The organism is Massilia litorea (genome assembly GCF_015101885.1).
GTDB lineage: Bacteria > Pseudomonadota > Gammaproteobacteria > Burkholderiales > Burkholderiaceae_D > Telluria > Telluria litorea.
In genome coordinates this window covers 4,143,402-4,159,499 of sequence record NZ_CP062941.1, presented here as the reverse complement: position 1 = coordinate 4,159,499, position 16,098 = coordinate 4,143,402, and the positions used below count along the sequence as shown (strand labels likewise).

Sequence of the window (16,098 nt, the reverse complement as noted above, 5' to 3'; positions counted from 1 at the left end):
CGTGCGCCGCCCGGCCGTTTTTTGACCATTTTGAGAGCAGCAGATGAAAATTGAACGCGTCCAGGGAACTGTGTTCCACTACCTGAGCAGCCGTACCAGCGACAGCGCCGGCCATTCCCACCCGGGCCCGGAAAAGCGCGTGACGATGGCGATGCTCACCATTACCACCGACGACGGCCACCGCGGCCATGCGTTCGGCCCGGTCGAGGTGATCCGCCCGCACATCCTGGAAGCCTTCGCGCGCAAGGTGCTGATCGGGCAGGACCCCTTCGACCGCGAGCGCCTGTGGCAGGACCTCGAACACTGGCAACGCGGCAGCGCCGGCCAGCTGACCGACCGCGCGCTGGCCGTGATCGAGCAGGCCCTGTGGGACCTGGCCGGCCGCGCGCTGAAGACGCCGGTATATAAACTGCTCGGCGCCTACCGCGACAAGGTGCCGGCCTACGGCAGCACGATGTGCGGCGACCAGCTCGAAGGCGGCCTGTCCACGCCCGACGACTACGCGCGCTTCGCCGTCAAGCTGGTCGAACGCGGCTACAAGGCGATCAAGCTGCACACCTGGATGCCGCCGGTGTCGTTCGCGCCCAACGTCTCGATGGACATCAAGGCCTGCGCCGCGGTGCGCGAGGCGGTCGGCCCGGACATTGCCTTGATGCTGGACGGCTACCACTGGTACAGTCGTACCGACGCGCTGACCATCGGACGCGCGCTCGAGCGCCTGAACTTCGCCTGGTTCGAGGAAATGATGAACGAACAAAGCATCGCGTCCTATGCCTGGCTTGCCGGCCAGCTCGATATTCCGATCGTCGGGCCCGAATCGATCGCCGGCAAGCACCACAGCCGCGCCGACTGGGTCAAGGCCGGCGCCTGCGACATCCTGCGCGCCGGCGTGCCGGGCGTGGGCGGCATTACGCCGACCCTGAAAGTGGCGGCGCTGGCCGACGCCTTCGGCATGAACTGCGAAGTGCATGGCAACGGCGCGGCCAACCTGGCGGTGACGGCGGCGATCAAGAACTGCCAGTGGTACGAGCGCGGCCTGCTGCACCCCTTCCTCGACTACGACCAGGTCCCGGCCTACCTCAATTCGCTGGCCGACCCGATGGATGCCGACGGTTTCGTCCACCTGTCGCAGCAGCCGGGCCTGGGCGAAGACATCAACTTCGGCTACATCGAAGCGCATACCGTGGAAACCTACTGAGCGATGAACAAGATGATCGCATGGCTGCGCCGGGCGGTGCAGGCTGGATTGGCGGTGGTGGGGGCGGTGGCCTGCATGGCCGCCTTCGCCGCCACCCCGAAGGACCAGCTGGTGATCGGCATGAACATGAACAACCTGCTGTCGCTCGACCCGGCGGGCGCCACCGGCAACGACGTGCTCGGGGTGGTGGCCAACCTGTACGACTACCTGGTCGAACTCGATCCGCAGGATTTGAGCCAGGTGCGGCCGGCGCTGGCCGAACGCTGGGAGATCGCCCCCGACCGCATGAGCCTCACGCTGACCCTGCGCGAGGGCGTGCATTTCCAGTCCGGTAACCCGCTGACGGCCGACGACGCGGCCTGGTCCTTGCGCCGGGTGTTGAAACTCAACCTGGCAATGGCCTCGCCCTGGAAAAGCTACGGCTTCAAGGCCGCCAACGTCGAGCGCCTGATCCGCGCCGAGGACGCGCGCACCCTGCGCATCGACCTGCCGGAAGCGACCGATCCGCGCATGGTGCTCTATACGCTCGCCACTTCGGTCAGCGCGGCGATTCTGGATCGCCAGGCCGTCATGGCGCACCAGAAGAACGGCGACCTCGGTGCGGCCTGGCTGCTGACCCACGCCGCCGGTTCGGGTCCGTTCGCGCTGACCGAATGGCGCGCCAAGGACGCCATGCTGCTGGACCGCTTCGACGGCTACTGGCGCGGGCCGGCCAGATTGCGGCGCGTGGTCATGCGCCACATCGGCGAATCGCTGTCGCTGCGCTTCATGATCGAGCGCGGCGACGTCGACCTGGCCGCCGGCATGGCCGGTCCCGACATCGAGGCGCTCAAAAAACATGGGGGCGTGGTGGTGCAGCCGGTCCTGCGCGGCACCTCCTACTATGTGGCCGTCAGCATGAAGGATCCGCATTTTGCCGATCGCCGGGTGCGGCTCGCCCTGCGCAGCCTGATCGACTACCAGGGCATCAACGCGGCCATCATGCCGAATTACGGCGTCAGCCACCAGCGGCCGGTCATGATCGGCCTGGCGGCCACCTTGCCCGATCCCGGCTACCGGCTCGACCCGGCGGCCGCCAGAAAACTGCTGGTCGAGGCGGGCTATCCGAAAGGCTTCGGCACCACGATCCGCGTGATGTCGGATCCGCCGCTGATCAACATCGCCACTTCCTTGCAGGCCACGCTGGCGCTGGCCGGCATCGACGCGAAAATCCTGTCGGGCACCGGCAACCAGGTCTACGGCGCGATGCGCGAGCGCAAATTCGAGATCATCGTCGGCCGCGGCGGCGGCGGGGTCGAACCGCATCCGCACGCCAACCTGCGCGCCCTGGTCTACAACCCGGACAACAGCGACGCCGCCCGCCTGACCAATTTCCAGGGCTGGCGTACCAGTTTCCACGATCCCGAGATCAACCGCCTGATCGAGGAGGCGGTGCGCGAGCGCGACCCGGCCGTGCAGGACGAGATGTACCGCCGCATCCAGCAGCGCTACGAACGCGAAGTCGGCGCCATCCAGCCGGTCTCGCAAATGGTCGAAACGGTCGTGCTGAGCAAGCGCGTTCACAACTACATCGGCCACCCCTCGGCCACTACCCACCTGCGCGATGTTTACAAAGACTGAGATGGCCTCGACTACCTCCTGGAGACCCGACCTGGCCCGCTGGCGCGCCCGCGCCGGCGCCATGCGCGGCCGCCTGGCCAGCACCGCGCTGACCCTGCTCGGCCTGCTGGTGCTGACCTTCTTCATTGGCCGCGTGATGCCGGTCGACCCGGTGCTGGCGCTGGTCGGCCCCGACGCGGACGCCTCGATGTACAAGGAGGCGGCGGCCCGGCTCGGGGTCGACCAGCCGGTCTGGGTGCAGTTCGGGCGCTATATCGCCGAACTCGGGAGCGGCAACCTGGGCACCTCGCTGCTGACCGGGAACGCCGTCACCGCCGACATCGCGCGGGTGTTTCCCGCCACCGTGGAACTGGCCACACTGGCCATCGTCCTCGGCGCGCTGGCCGGCGTGCCGCTCGGCGTGTTTGCCGCCACCCGGCGCGGCGGCCTGGGCGACAACGTGGTGCGCGTCATCAGCCTGTCCGGCTATTCGGTACCGGTGTTCTGGTTCGGCATGATGGGTTTACTGGTGTTCTACGCCTGGCTGGGCTGGGTCGGCGGCTCGGGGCGCATCGCGCTCGAATACGACGGCGTGGTGCCGCGCGCGACCGGGCTGCTGCTGGTCGACACCGCACTGGCCGGCAACTGGGCGGCCTTTGGCAACGCGGTCAAGCACATCACGCTGCCGGCCTGCATCCTCGGCCTGCATTCGATGGCCTTCATCAGCCGCATGACGCGCAGTTTCATGCTGGCCCAGCTGTCGCAGGAATACGTGCTGACGGCGCGCGTAAAAGGGCTGCCGGAATGGCGGGTGGTGTGGCAGCACGCCTTCCGCAACATCCTGGTCCAGCTCCTGACGATCGTCGCGCTGGCCTATGGCGGCCTGCTCGAAGGCGCGGTCCTGATCGAAACCGTGTACGCCTGGCCCGGCTTCGGCCAATACCTCACCAACAGCCTGCTGCTGGGCGACATGAACGCGGTGATGGGCTGCGTACTCATCGTCGGCATCATCTTCGTGACCCTGAACCTGGTCTCCGATGCGCTGTATAAAATCTTCGATCCGCGGATGAAATGATGACTACCTCCCTGACGATTACCTACACGCCGGCGCAGGCGCGCAGCGAAAGCCTGCTGCGCGCGGCGCGCCACCTGCTGCACAATCCCATGACCCTGGCCGGCTCGCTGGTGGTGCTGCTGCTGGTCGCGGTCGCCCTGTGCGCACCGCTGATCGCCAGCCACGATCCGCTGGTTCAGGACCTGTCGATGGCGCTGCGCGCACCCGACGGCGTCCACTGGTTCGGCACCGACGAGTACGGCCGCGACGTCTTCAGCCGCGTCGTCCACGGCGCCCGCACCACGCTGTACATCGTCGCCCTGGTAACGGCCGTGGTCGGGCCGGTCGGGCTGGCGGTGGGCGCGGTGTCCGGCTATTTCGGCGGCATGGTCGACACCGTGTTCATGCGCGTGACCGACATTTTCATTTCCTTCCCCAGCCTGGTCCTGGCGCTGGCTTTCGTGGCGGCGCTCGGCCCGGGCCTCGAACACGCGGTGATCGCCATCGCGCTCACTGCCTGGCCGCCGATCGCGCGCCTCGCGCGCGCCGAGACCCGTTCGCTGCGCAAGGCCGATTTCGTCGCCGCGGTCCAGCTGCAGGGCGCTTCGCCGCTGCGCATCCTGTTGCGCCACATCGTGCCCCTGTGCCTGTCCTCGGTGGTGGTGCGCCTGACCATGAACATGGCCGGCATCATCCTCACCGCAGCCGGCCTGGGCTTTCTCGGCCTGGGCGCGCAGCCGCCGGTGGCGGAGTGGGGCGCCATGATCTCGGCCGGGCGCCGCTACATGATGGAGTGCTGGTGGCTGGTGGCCATGCCCGGCGCGGCGATCATGCTGGTCAGCCTGGCCTTCAACCTGCTGGGCGACGGCCTGCGCGACGTGTTCGATCCGCGCAGCTGAAAGGATGACGATGAACGAGCTCAAACTCGATGTACAGGAACTCGGGGTGCGTTTCGCGACGCGCGACGGGATGGTGGACGCGGTCCGCAACGTGTCGTTCACGCTGGGCCGCGAAAAGCTCGGCATCGTCGGCGAATCCGGCTCCGGCAAGTCGACCGTGGGACGCGCGCTGCTCAAACTCCATCCGGCCAGCGCCCGCATCGATGCGAAGGTGCTGCGCTTCGGCGACACCGACCTGCTGCGGGCCGACGAAAAGGCGATGCGGGCGATACGCGGGCGGCGCATGTCGATGATCATGCAGGACCCGAAATATTCGCTGAACCCGGTAATGAGAGTGGGCCACCAGATCGCCGAGGCCCTGCTGGCGCACCGCAAAATGCCGCGCGCGCAGGCGAAAGACAAAGTGATCGCGATGCTGGAGGCGGTGCGCATCCGCGATCCGCAGCGGGTCTACGACAGCTATCCGCACGAGATCTCGGGCGGCATGGGGCAGCGCGTGATGATCGCGATGATGCTGATCCCGGAACCGGAAATCGTCATCGCCGACGAGCCGACCTCCGCGCTCGACGTCTCGGTCCGTGCCCAGGTGCTGGCCGTGCTCGACGAACTGGTGACCGCGCGCGGTTTGGGGCTGATCTTCATCAGCCATGACCTGAACCTGGTGCGCAGCTTCTGCGACCGCGTGCTCGTGATGTATGCCGGCCGGGTGGTCGAATCGATCGCCGCCGCGGACCTCGACAATGCGCGCCATCCCTACACGCGCGGCCTGCTGGCCGCCTTGCCGGACATGGACCATCGCCGGCCCGTGCTGCCGGTGCTGCAGCGCGACCCATTGTGGCTCACCCCGGAGGAAGCAGCATGATTGCAGTCGATGCCCTGAACCTGAGTTTCGGGACCGGCGCCGCCGCCCACAAGGTGCTGAGCGACGTGTCGTTTTCGGTGGCAGAAGGAGAATCCTTCGGCCTGGTCGGCGAGTCCGGCTCGGGCAAGACCACCGTGCTGCGCTGCCTGGCCGGCCTGTACCCGCACTGGACCGGCAAGGCCAGTATCGACGGCCAGGCCTTGAAACCCGGCATCGACCGCGCGCGTTGCCGCCAGATGCAGATGGTGTTCCAGGATCCCTACGGTTCGCTGCACCCGCGCCATACGGTCGACACGGCCTTGTCGGAACCGCTGCGCATCCACAGGATCGGCGATATCGACGGGCGCGTGTCGCGCATCCTGGCGCGGGTCGGCCTGAACGACTCGTTCCGCTACCGCTATCCGCACCAGATGTCGGGCGGGCAGCGCCAGCGGGTGGCGATCGCGCGCGCCCTGGTCCTCGAGCCGCGCATCCTGCTGCTCGACGAGCCCACCTCGGCGCTGGACGTCTCGGTGCAGGCCGAGATCCTGAACCTGCTGGCCGAACTGCGCGAGCGCGATGGCCTGACTTACCTGATGGTGACGCACGATCTGGGCGTGCTGGTGCACCTGTGCAACCGCGTCGCGGTGATGCAGGAGGGGCGCATCGTCGACATCCAGGCCAGCGCCGCCCTGGTCGACGGCAGCAGCGTGCATCCCTATACGCGCACGCTGGTCGAGGCCACGCGCAATTTCAGCGCCAGGCCGATCGCGGCCTGAGCGGGCGGAGCGGGCAGAGCTTACTGCTTCAGCGCTTCGACCTGGATCGCCAGCTTGACGGTCGGGTTGAAGCCCATTTGCACGCCGTAGTCGATGCCGAAATCGCTGCGGTTGAAGCTGGCCGAAGCATCGGCGCCGCAGACTTCGCGCTTGAACATCGGGTGCTGGATGCACTTGAACTGGTTGATGCTCAGCTTGACCGGCTTGGTCACGCCGTGCAGGGTCAGCTCGCCGTCGACCGACACGGGCTTGTCGCCCTTGAAGGTGATCGACTTCGACTTGTAGGTCGCGGTCGGGAATTTGGCGACGTCGAACATGTCCGGACCCTTGGCGTGCTCGCTCATCTTGGCGTGGCCGAAGTCGAGGGTGCTGGCATCGATGGTGATGTCGACGCTGCCGGTTTTCGCTGCGCGATCGAGAACGATGTTGCCGCTCGTGTTCGTGAACTTGCCGCGCCAGATCGACAGGCCGCCCATGTGGTCCGCCTCGAAGCTCGGGAAGGTGTGGTTCGGCTCGATGGCATAGGTGTCGGCGGCGATGGCGCCGGTGGCGGCGGTCAGGGCAAAGATGGCGGCGGCGATGTGCTTGATGTTCATGTTGTGTAGATCCTCTGGTTGGTAATGGATTAGTTAGCCGCTGCGACGCGGAATTTGATGGTGACTTCATTGGCGAGCATGCCGGTATCGCTCCACTCGCCCTCGCCGATGCCGAAGGCCAGGCGCTTGATCGGGATCTGGCCTTCGAAGATTTGCTTGCCGGCCTCCGTCTTCACGGTCAAGGGGAAGGCGACGTCGGCCGTCTTGCCCTTGATCGTCAGCTTGCCGGCGACCGTCAAGGCGCCATTGGCGGCCGGCTTGATGGCGCTCGAGACGAAGCTGGCCTGCGGGAAGCGGGCGCTGTCGAACCATTCCTTCTTGCCGACTTCGCGGTTGTATTCGGGGTCGCCGATATCGAGGCTGGCGGTGGCGATGTTCACCTGCGCCTTCGCCGCTTCGGGACGCTTGGCGTCGTAATCGATGACGGCATTGAACTGCTTGAATTTCGCTTCGACCGGAACGTTCATCTGCTTGAAGACGGCACTCACATTGCTGCGGGCGGCGTCGAGCTTGAGCGGCGCAGCGTGAACGAACAACGGGACGATGGCGGCCGCAAGGGCCAGGCGGCGCAGGGATTTCATTGGACTTCCTTTGCTTTCGAAAACGGCAGCATGCGCTGCGTGATGCCGTCGCGGTCGACGACGAGGTGTTTCAGGGCGGCGGCGACGTGCATGAAGACCAGGGCCGCCATGCCCATGTTGAGCCAGTAGTGCACGGCCTTCAGCACCGGCTTGAGGGCCAGGTCCGGTTCGATCAATACAGGCAGCTGGAACAGGCCGAAGTACACCACCGGTACGCCCGCGGCGAGGGTGTAGAAATAGCCGGACAGCGGCACGCCGAACATCAGCAGGTAGAGGAAGGCGTGGGTGCCGTGGGCGGCGAGGTGCTGCCAGGCCGGCATCGTGGCCGGATAGGCCGGCGCCGGTGTGCGCAGGCGCCACAGCAGGCGCAGGGCGGCCAGCAGCAGCACGGTCACGCCGGCCCACTTGTGCCAGGAAAAATACTTCAGCTTGGTCGGCGTCAGGCCGGGGATGTCGGTCATCACCAGGCCGAGCGTGAAGGTGCCGACGATCAGGAGCGCCACCAGCCAGTGCAGGGCAATGGCGGTCGGGCTGTAACGCTGGGGTGTCGATGCCTTCATGGACTTGCTGCCTGTCAAATCATTTGCGATGGCAGCACTTTATCTGTTCCGCAAAGCGAGAGTAAGCTATCCGTTCGGATAACACTGTTCCATTTAATGATCCAATTCGCCATGTTTGCCGTGGCTGCGCTGACAGGACGGCGCGTTTCACCTTCCTTCTCGAGATATTTGATGCGAATCAAGGGGCGGCTTGTCGAGTGGCCGGCTGTCGACGTAAGCTGGGACCTGGGGCCGCCACAGGCGGCAGGCACCGGGAGCGCCAGATGAGTATCCGCAACCTCGACCACTTTTTCACGCCCGATTCCGTGGCGCTCATCGGTGCCTGCGCGCGCACCGGCAGTGTCGGCCGCATACTGGACCCGCGGGACCCGCGCGGGGCGCCGTGATGGCACAGCGCATCCTCATCATCCAGGGGCATCCCGACCGTAGCAAGCGGCACCTGTGCCACGCGCTGGCGCAGGCCTATGCCGACGGTGCGCGCGGCGCCGGCCACGCCGTCGAGACGGTCGAACCCGCGCTGATCGACTTTCCGCTGCTGCGCAGCGCAGAGGAATGGCAGCATGGCAGCGTGCCGGCCGCGCTCGCCCCCGTCCAGGAGCAGATCATGCAGGCGACCCACCTGGTGCTCGTGTATCCCTTGTGGCTGGGGGAGATGCCGGCGCTGCTCAAGGCCTTCCTGGAACAGGTGGCGCGGCCGGGCTTCGCTATCGCAGCGGAAAGCCGCAATCCCCTGCGCGCCGGGCTGCTGGGCGGGCGCAGCGCGCGCGTGATCGTCACCATGGGCATGCCGGCGGTACTGTACCGCTGGTTCTACCGGGCGCACAGCCTGAAGGCCTTGCAACGCAACATCCTCGGCTTTGCAGGCATCCGGCCGGTGCGCACGTGCGTGGTGGGCGGCGCCGCGTCGCTCACGCCGCAGCAGGTCGAGCGCTGGTGCGCACCCTTGCGCCGGCTTGGGGCGGCGGCGCGCTGACGGCCGGCATGCTCAATGCGCGTACAGTACCGGAATCGGTGCACGCTCGAGGAGTACCCGGGTGGCGCCGCCGAGCACGATCTCGCGGTAGCGGCTGTGGCCGAAAGCGCCCGTGACCAGCAGCCCGGCATCGTTGTCGTGCGCGATGCGCAGCAGGGCTTCGCCGGGGGGCCACTCCGTGCGCTCGACGACGACGTCGACCGGCACGCCGTGGCGCGCCAGGTACAAGGCCATGTCGGCGCCCGGCTCGTCGCCGTGCAGGCCGACCTCGCGTTCCGGATTGATCAGCGCCAGGCGCACGCTGCGCGCGCGGGTGAGCAGCGGCATGGCGCCATCGATCGCGCGCAGGGCGGGCACGCTGCCGTCCCAGCCGACGACGATGCTGTCGGCGATCGGTTCGCCGGCATACCCGGCCGGCACGGTCAATACCGGCCGCGGTCCATGCAGCGCCAGGTATTGAGGCAGTCCGCGCACCGCCGGCGCGTCGGGACTGTCCTGGGCGACCACGATCAGGTCGGCGTAGCGCGACTGCAGCAGCAGCCCGGCGCGGCTCTCGTCCTCCACCAGCCGGCCCTCGGCCGACCTGACGCCGAGCTGGCGCGCACGTTCGGCAAAGCGGGCCAGGCTCGCGTTGCCGCTCGCGCGCAGGGAGTCGAACTCGTCGCCCGGCATCGCCCCCATCGAGCCGGTCAGCATGGCGTAGGCGGCGACCGACATTCCGGTGGCGGCGGTGCCGACCAGGTGCGCATCGTGCGCGTCGGCGAGTGCGGCGGCGGCCCTCAGCCGGGCCTCGAAGTGGGAGGCGTCGTCGACGTGGACGACGATCGTCTTGTACATGGACATGGCGGGTCCTTTCTTTCGTTGTGTTCAGATCGGGTCACTCAGGGCACGATCGCCACCTTCAGAACGCCATCGCGCCCTTGGGCGAACAAGTCACAGGCTTCCTCGACCTGCCCGAGGCGGAAGCGGTGAGCGACCAGCGGCTGCAGGTCGAGCCTTCCGGGGGACCGGCGGCGACGGCGTCCATGATGTCCGGGCACATCTGCAGCTGCTCGTCGCTCAGGCCGTCGGGATGCGGCGCCAGGTTGGCCATGGCGCAGGACACCCGCACGTACCCGGCCTGGCAGCCGTCGATGCAGTTGCCGAAGCGCCAGCCGCCGATGGCGTGCCCGCCGCACTGGGCCCGGTGGCCGTCGAGGTTCAGGATGTGGACGTCGGTGCCGCAGTTGGTGGTCATGGTGATCTTGACGACCGCTTCGCCGGGTCCGGTGAAGTCGGCTGCGTTCATGTCCGGCATGATGTTCTCCTGCTGGTGTTCGTCTTGAAGGTGCGAAGGGCGAGGCGGACGGCGCTCCCTGTAGTCCTTGCGTGCGGGCTTAGCGGGCCATCAGCACGGGCAGTGCCGCCTCCTGCAAGACGGTCCTGCTTGCACCGCCGAGCAGGAGTTCCTGGAAGCGTGAGTGGCCGAAGCAGCCCATGACGACCAGGTCGCAGTCCAGTTCGGTCGCCAGGCCGAGGATGGCGCGGCCGGTGTCGCCGCCGGGGTCGCGCAGTGACGGCACGGCGCGCACCGCGTGGCGTCCGAGGAAGGCGAGCGCATCGTCCAGTTCCGCCGCGCTCGCGAACTCGTTCGGAAACACGGACGTCAACGCAGCCAGGCTTACATGGGTGGCGCGCTGCAACAGGGGCAGGGCCGCCGCCATCGCCACCGCAGCTTCGCGGCTGCCGTTCCAGCACAGCAGGACCCGGCGCGCAGGGGCGGGCGCCAGGTCCACGCGCGGCACCACCAGCACCGGGCATGCCGCGTTGACCACGACGTAATCGGGCATGCGCAGCGCCGGCGGCAGGTAGCCCAGGCTCTCGTCGGGGTCATCCTGGCTGACGACCACCAGGTCGGCGAAGCGCGCCAGCAGTGCCAGCGCATCCGGCGCCTGGTCGCTGATCAGCCGGGTTTCGTGGGACACGCCGCGGCTGCGCGCGATGTCTTCGAAGCGTGCAAGCGCCTCCCGCGCACTGTGCACGAGCGGATCGACATAGCCGGCCAGCAGTGTGCCCGGCCGGGCGTCGCAGCCGTCGGGGAAGACCGCGCGCGACACCCCCGTCATGGCGGCGCCGACCAGGTGCGCGCCGTGTTCGGCGCCAATGGCGGTCGCTAGGCCGATGCGGGCGGGCGCATGGCGCGAAAGGTCGGCGTGGACAAGGACGGTCTTGTAACGCATGGGTCGGCTCAAGAGATGAACGGGTGAAAGGGCAGCCCGGCGGCGAAACGGCGCCATGCTACAGTCTCACGCCCGTGTCATTCAATAGCCATGATCCAGATCAAATCCCTCCGATTATTTGAATGAAATTTGCGCCGGGAACTAGACAGGCGCGTGCAACTCTGCTTGCTGCCTGGTGCGCCGCCCGCCGGCAATTCGCCCAGTCGGGCGCGGCCATATCCGCCCATCACCAGCAAATCCGCGCCGAGGTAGGCCGCCAGCGACGGCAGGGGCGCGCCGCCTTCGAGACCCGGCGACGCAGCGCTGAGCGCGGCATCGATCCCGTGGCGCGCCAGCCAGGAAGCAGGTCGGGACCGGTGGCCTGGTCTTGCGCAATCGCTTTCGCCGATCACGCACAGGTCGCCGACCACCACGTCGCGGCTGTCGACCGTGCGCCGGGTCGCGCCTCAGAACCGGTGCCGCAGTCCCATCGCGAACTGGCGGTTGCCCGTGCCCGGCTCCTCGCTGTTGCCCTCGGTGTAGGCGGCACCATTATGGTTGCGAATGGTGCCGTAGGACGTGTAGACGTCGCTGCGTTTCGAGAACGCATACATGTAGGCCAGGCCAAACTGGTTCGCGTCCTGGTTGCGCAGGGTGCGGTCGTTCGCATGCACGCCGGTCAGCACCACAGTACTTGCCCCGAGCGGGATCGAGGCCCCGAGCAGCAGGTCGTGGCTGTCGGTGGAGGGCACCGGCGGCAGGCCGCCGAACAGCGCCGCGCTGTTGTTGAGCGGCGCACTGTTCGGTCCCCGGTTGATTTCGTAGCCGAGGTAGCCGCGCACCGGCCCGAAATTGTAGTTCGCGCCCAGCAGCAGGTTGCGTGCCGGGTCGGTGCCGCCCACGGTGGCGCTGTCGTTGTTCTTGCGGTGGAAGGCGATGCTGGCGTTCAGCGGACCGCGGCTGTAGTTGAAGGAGCCGCCGACTGCGCTGCTGGCCGACGCCTTGCCCGGCACTTCGCCCGCCACATACATCAGCGCCGTCGTGAACCCGTTCATGTCGGGGCTGCGGTACAGCACTGAATTCGAGGCCCGGAAGCCGGTCGGCGGCATCAGGTTGTTGGAGCGGACGATGCCGTTGCGCAGCGGGTCGACCACGACGTTGAGCACGGTGAACAGCGGGGTGTCCTGCAGGCCGATGCTCACCGAACCGAGTTTGCCGCGCAGGCCGACGATCGAGGTGCGGCCGAACAGCGTGTTGTTCTGGGTCGAGGTGCCGTTGTCGGCGTGGATGCCGCCTTCGAGCACGAAGAAGGCGGCCAGGCCGCCGCCGAGTTCCTCGTTACCGCGGAAGCCCCAGCGGCTCTGGGTGGCCATGCCGCTGGTGACGCGGGTCGAGGTGCCGGCGGCGCCGCCACCGTCGACCGAAATACCCATGTCGACGACGCCGTAGAATGCGACCGACGAAGGGTCAGCGAGTACCGCGCCGCTGCAAAGGATGGCGGCGCAAAAAACGACAGGTTTGAGTGTGAACGTCATGGTTTTCTTCTTGTATGAATCAGGCTGCTGGAACGGGAGCGATGGTGCGTGGTGCAGGATCGGGGATCGGTTCGATCTTCCCGAGGACGAACACGAAGCAGGCGATGCCGATGAGCAGGATGACGCCAGCGACGAAGAAGGCATTCGTGAACGAGGAGGTGGCGCCGACGATCATGCCGGTCACGATCGGTGCGGCCGCGCCCATCAGGTTGTTCGCAAAATTCATGATGCCGCCGACCGTGCCGGCGCCGCCTTTCGGTGCGATCAGCGAGGGCAGCGACCAGCTGACCGGCGCCGCCGAGGCCAGGCCGCCGAGGGCGATCGAGATCCAGAAGATGGCCCAGGCCGGATCGGTGGTCTGGGTGGCGCCGAACACGGCCAGGCCGAAGGTCATGCCGGTCACCAGCACGGCTTTCCTCACCTTCGATTCGTCCTTGCCTTTCGATATCAGGTGGTCGATCAGCCAGCCGCCCACGAACAGGTCGGTCAGGGTGGCGAAGGCCCAGGGGATGGCCGCAAAGCCGGCCGACTTCAGGATACTCATGTGCATGGACTCGACCAGGTAGCCGGGCAGCCAGGTCAGGAACAGGTAGAAGGTGTAGCCGTAGGCGGCGAAGCCGATGGTCAGGCCCCAGACTTTCGACTTGGTCAGCAGGTAGCCGAGCATGTTGACCGCGCCGGCCTCCGCCGGGCCTTCGGGGGCCGCGCCGCCGCGCTGGATGTAGTCGAGTTCGACTTTGGAGAGGCGCTCGTCGGCGCTCGGGTCGCGGTACAGGACATAGAAGGCGATGAAGTACATGAAGCTCAGGGCGGCGGTCAGGCCGAAACCCCAGCGCCAGCCGAAGGTCACGACGGTGAGCGCCACCAGCGGCACGCCGATCACGTTCGAGAACTTGGCGGCGGCGTCGAAGATGGCGGTGGCCATGCCGCGTTCATGGCGCGGGAACCAGTAGCCGGTGGCCTTGGAGCTGACCGGGAAGGCCGGGGCCTCGGCCACGCCCAGCAGGATGCGCGCCACGAAGATGCCGGCGAAGCCGCTCGAGAAGGCGGTGATGACCGAGGCCACGCCCCACAGGAAGGCGCCCCAGCGCCCGACCCGGGTCGGGCCGAAGCGGTCGAGCACCATCCCGACCGGAATCTGCAGCAGCGAATAGGACCAGGCGAAGGCCGAGAACAGCAGGCCGAGTTCGACCGGGGTCAGGTTGAACATCTCCTTGATCTGCGGCGCCGCGACCGAGAGGCCGATGCGGTCGATGTAGTTGATCAGGACGCCCATGCCGAGCAGGGCGCCGATGCCCCAGCGGCGGCGCGGGATGTTCTGTTTGTGGGTAGTTGTCATGTCTGTCTCCTGTTGGTGGTGGGTTCTAGCGACCCTGGGGATGAAGGATGTCCTCGGTGAGATCGGCGAGGGGTTTGCGCAGGTCGAGGAGGACGCCGTCCTCGTCCGCCTGCAGGGGTTCGAGATCGCGCAGCTGGCTGTCGAGCAGCGAGGCCGGCATGTAGTGGGCGGTGCGCGCCCCCATGCGCTCGGCGATCAGTTCGCGCGGACCGGTGAGGTGAGCAAAGCGCAGGCCCGGATCGGCGGCGCGCAGCAGGTCGCGGTAGCGCCGCTTGAGCGCGGAGCAGGCCAGCACCAGGCCTTCGCCGCGCGCCGCCGCATCGGCAATTTCGCCCTGCAGGGTGCGCAGCCAGTCCGCGCGGTCGCTGTCGTCGAGCGGAATGCCGGCCGCCATCTTGGCCACGTTCGAGGCGCTGTGGTAGGCGTCGCCCTCGAGAAAACGGACGCCGAGGGCAGCCGCCAGGCGCTTGCCGACCTCGCTCTTGCCGCAGCCGGAGACGCCCATGACGACCCAGCGGGCCGGCTCGGGACTGGAAATGAGTTGCTCTTGCATAGTCGGGACACCAGTAAAAGTTGAGCGCGTTTGGTAGCGCTACCAAAGTGGAGGCGAGTCTACGCCGATCAATGAATTTGTAAAGTGCTATTTATGCTGCACTGCCGCATAAGGATTGCGCGCGCAATGCGGCGGCCGCCCCCGGCGGCGAAGGCGGGAGGGCGGATCGGGGCTCAGGAAATCAGGCGCTCTCGCGGGCCATCAGGGTGAAGCCGAGGTCGATGCGGGTGGCGGCGGGGGTCTCGCCGCGGATCACGGCGCGCAGCAGCTGGGCCGCCTCGAAGCCGACCCGGTAGCGCGGGGTGGCGATCGTGGTGACGGACGGATTCATCCAGGCCGACACCGGCAGGTCGTTGAAGCCGCAGATGGCGAGCTGGCGCGGCACGGCGATGCCGCGCCGCTGGCACTGGAAGATCGCGCCCTGGGCCAGGTCGTCGTTGCAGCAGAAGATGGCGTCGCAATCGGGCGTGCTCGAGAGCATGCGGCCCAGCAGTTCGGCGCCGAGCGCGATCGTCGACGGGTCGGCCACCATGGTCTCTAGGCGGGGATCGTAACTGCCCGCTTCCTGCAGGGCGCGCCGGTAGCCTTCAAGCCGTTTCAGGGTGCGCTCGTCGCGCTGCGCACCCATGAAGCCGATGCGTTTGTAACCCTTGTCGAGCAGGTAGCGCGTCATCGTGTAGCCGGCCTGCAGCTGGGAGAAGCCGACCGACATGCCGGCCGTGGTCGTGGACGAGGCGGCGGGCTGGCCGTCCGGCGCGCCCGCCAGGTCCATCATCGAGACGATCGGCAGCTTCGAGGACGCGAGCAGTTCCGTCACCTGGCGGCTGTGGGTCAGGCCGGACAGCAGGATGCCGTCCGGGCTCGATTGCAGGTAGGTGTTGAGCAGCTTTTCTTCCTCGGCGTCCGAATAGCGGGTATTCCCGATCAGGATCTGGTAGCCGTCCGGTTCCAGCGCATCCTGGATGCCGGCGAGGACGTCGGTGAACACTGCATTCGACAGCGAGGGCACCAGCACCACGATCACCTTCGAGCGGGCCGAGGCCAGCGCGCGCGCCGCGCGGTTGGGCACATAGCCCAGTTCCGCCACCGCCTGCCCGACCCGGGCCCGCAGCGCCGGCGACACCATTTCCGGCTGGCTGATCGCGCGCGAGGCCGTCATGGTGCCGACGCCGGCGCGCGCCGCCACCTCGGCCAGCGTGACGCGGCCGCTGGCGCGGGTACGTTGGGTCTGTGCTTTGCTCATCGTTATCTGGTTCCGGACCACATTTGGTAGCGTTATCAAGCGAATGACTTGTATTGGAGCACGATTATGGCAAATGACGCAGGAATTGGCGAATGGCTGCACTCGCGCACTGGACTGGTAGAATACCCCGGTACCCTATACTTCAGCGAG

At 67.3% G+C, this 16,098-nt stretch carries 17 protein-coding genes and 1 pseudogene; 7 read left to right on the top strand and 11 right to left on the bottom strand.

The features are described from left to right. Positions 1-43 precede the first annotated feature (43 nt). The 6 genes from LPB04_RS18775 to LPB04_RS18750 are packed head-to-tail and all read left to right on the top strand — an operon-like array spanning position 44 to position 6,370. Positions 44-1,198 carry a mandelate racemase family protein gene (locus LPB04_RS18775; protein WP_193686007.1) on the top strand — a complete coding sequence of 385 codons (1,155 nt, stop codon included), beginning with the start codon at positions 44-46 and terminating at the stop codon, positions 1,196-1,198. Between the two features lie 3 nt (positions 1,199-1,201). Further along, positions 1,202-2,818: an ABC transporter substrate-binding protein gene (locus LPB04_RS18770; RefSeq protein ID WP_227496479.1), complete on the top strand. Its 1,617-nt coding sequence runs from the start codon at positions 1,202-1,204 to the stop codon at positions 2,816-2,818. Position 2,819: 1 nt separating this feature from the next. Further along, positions 2,820-3,872: an ABC transporter permease gene (locus tag LPB04_RS18765; protein WP_227496478.1), complete on the top strand. Its 1,053-nt coding sequence runs from the start codon at positions 2,820-2,822 to the stop codon at positions 3,870-3,872. Beyond that, positions 3,869-4,750, top strand: coding sequence for an ABC transporter permease (locus LPB04_RS18760; protein ID WP_193686006.1), 882 nt, complete (start codon positions 3,869-3,871; stop codon positions 4,748-4,750). Before LPB04_RS18765 ends, LPB04_RS18760 begins: the two co-directional genes overlap by 4 nt. A gap of 10 nt (positions 4,751-4,760) precedes the next feature. After that, the gene (locus LPB04_RS18755) at positions 4,761-5,612 is read left to right on the top strand and encodes an ABC transporter ATP-binding protein (protein WP_193686005.1); all 852 of its coding nucleotides are present in this window, start codon (positions 4,761-4,763) and stop codon (positions 5,610-5,612) included. Beyond that, the gene (locus tag LPB04_RS18750; protein WP_193686004.1) at positions 5,609-6,370 is read left to right on the top strand and encodes an ABC transporter ATP-binding protein; all 762 of its coding nucleotides are present in this window, start codon (positions 5,609-5,611) and stop codon (positions 6,368-6,370) included. Before LPB04_RS18755 ends, LPB04_RS18750 begins: the two co-directional genes overlap by 4 nt. 20 nt (positions 6,371-6,390) lie before the next feature. Here LPB04_RS18750 and LPB04_RS18745 read toward each other — a convergent pair whose 3' ends face one another. The 3 genes from LPB04_RS18745 to LPB04_RS18735 are packed head-to-tail and all read right to left on the bottom strand — an operon-like array spanning position 6,391 to position 8,107. Then, complete coding sequence (locus LPB04_RS18745; protein WP_193686003.1) at positions 6,391-6,966, bottom strand: YceI family protein; 576 nt, start codon at positions 6,964-6,966, stop codon at positions 6,391-6,393. Positions 6,967-6,995: 29 nt separating this feature from the next. Beyond that, positions 6,996-7,547: a YceI family protein gene (locus LPB04_RS18740; RefSeq protein WP_193686002.1), complete on the bottom strand. Its 552-nt coding sequence runs from the start codon at positions 7,545-7,547 to the stop codon at positions 6,996-6,998. Beyond that, positions 7,544-8,107: a cytochrome b gene (locus LPB04_RS18735; RefSeq protein WP_193686001.1), complete on the bottom strand. Its 564-nt coding sequence runs from the start codon at positions 8,105-8,107 to the stop codon at positions 7,544-7,546. Before LPB04_RS18735 ends, LPB04_RS18740 begins: the two co-directional genes overlap by 4 nt. 385 nt (positions 8,108-8,492) lie before the next feature. Between LPB04_RS18735 and LPB04_RS18730 the strand changes: the two genes are divergently transcribed. Beyond that, a complete protein-coding gene (locus LPB04_RS18730) occupies positions 8,493-9,080 on the top strand; it encodes an NAD(P)H-dependent oxidoreductase (RefSeq protein WP_193686000.1) in 588 nt (195 codons plus the stop codon). 12 nt (positions 9,081-9,092) lie between these two features. On the opposite strand, the gene LPB04_RS18725 is transcribed toward LPB04_RS18730, so the two are convergent. From LPB04_RS18725 to gntR, 8 genes and pseudogenes are all read right to left on the bottom strand, one after another. Further along, entirely contained in the window at positions 9,093-9,923 is an 831-nt protein-coding gene (locus LPB04_RS18725) for a universal stress protein (RefSeq protein WP_227496475.1), read from the bottom strand. A 163-nt stretch (positions 9,924-10,086) separates the two neighbouring features. Further along, positions 10,087-10,377, bottom strand: a pseudogene (locus LPB04_RS18720) (NAD(P)-dependent alcohol dehydrogenase); the annotation flags it as partial. Between the two features lie 79 nt (positions 10,378-10,456). Continuing rightward, positions 10,457-11,299, bottom strand: a complete 843-nt coding sequence (locus LPB04_RS18715; RefSeq protein ID WP_193685999.1) for a universal stress protein — start codon at positions 11,297-11,299, stop codon at positions 10,457-10,459. A gap of 77 nt (positions 11,300-11,376) precedes the next feature. Continuing rightward, positions 11,377-11,712, bottom strand: a complete 336-nt coding sequence (locus tag LPB04_RS18710) for a universal stress protein (RefSeq protein WP_193685998.1) — start codon at positions 11,710-11,712, stop codon at positions 11,377-11,379. 33 nt (positions 11,713-11,745) lie between these two features. After that, on the bottom strand, positions 11,746-12,813 hold the full coding sequence (locus LPB04_RS18705; protein WP_193685997.1) for a porin: 1,068 nt from the start codon (positions 12,811-12,813) through the stop codon (positions 11,746-11,748). 19 nt (positions 12,814-12,832) lie between these two features. Further along, positions 12,833-14,152 (bottom strand): MFS transporter, encoded by a 1,320-nt coding sequence (locus tag LPB04_RS18700; RefSeq protein WP_193685996.1) that lies wholly within the window; start codon positions 14,150-14,152, stop codon positions 12,833-12,835. Between the two features lie 25 nt (positions 14,153-14,177). Continuing rightward, the gene (locus LPB04_RS18695) at positions 14,178-14,705 is read right to left on the bottom strand and encodes a gluconokinase (RefSeq protein WP_227496474.1); all 528 of its coding nucleotides are present in this window, start codon (positions 14,703-14,705) and stop codon (positions 14,178-14,180) included. Positions 14,706-14,886: 181 nt separating this feature from the next. Continuing rightward, positions 14,887-15,948, bottom strand: a complete 1,062-nt coding sequence (gntR, locus tag LPB04_RS18690; protein WP_193685995.1) for an HTH-type transcriptional regulator GntR — start codon at positions 15,946-15,948, stop codon at positions 14,887-14,889. Positions 15,949-16,098: the final 150 nt, after the last annotated feature.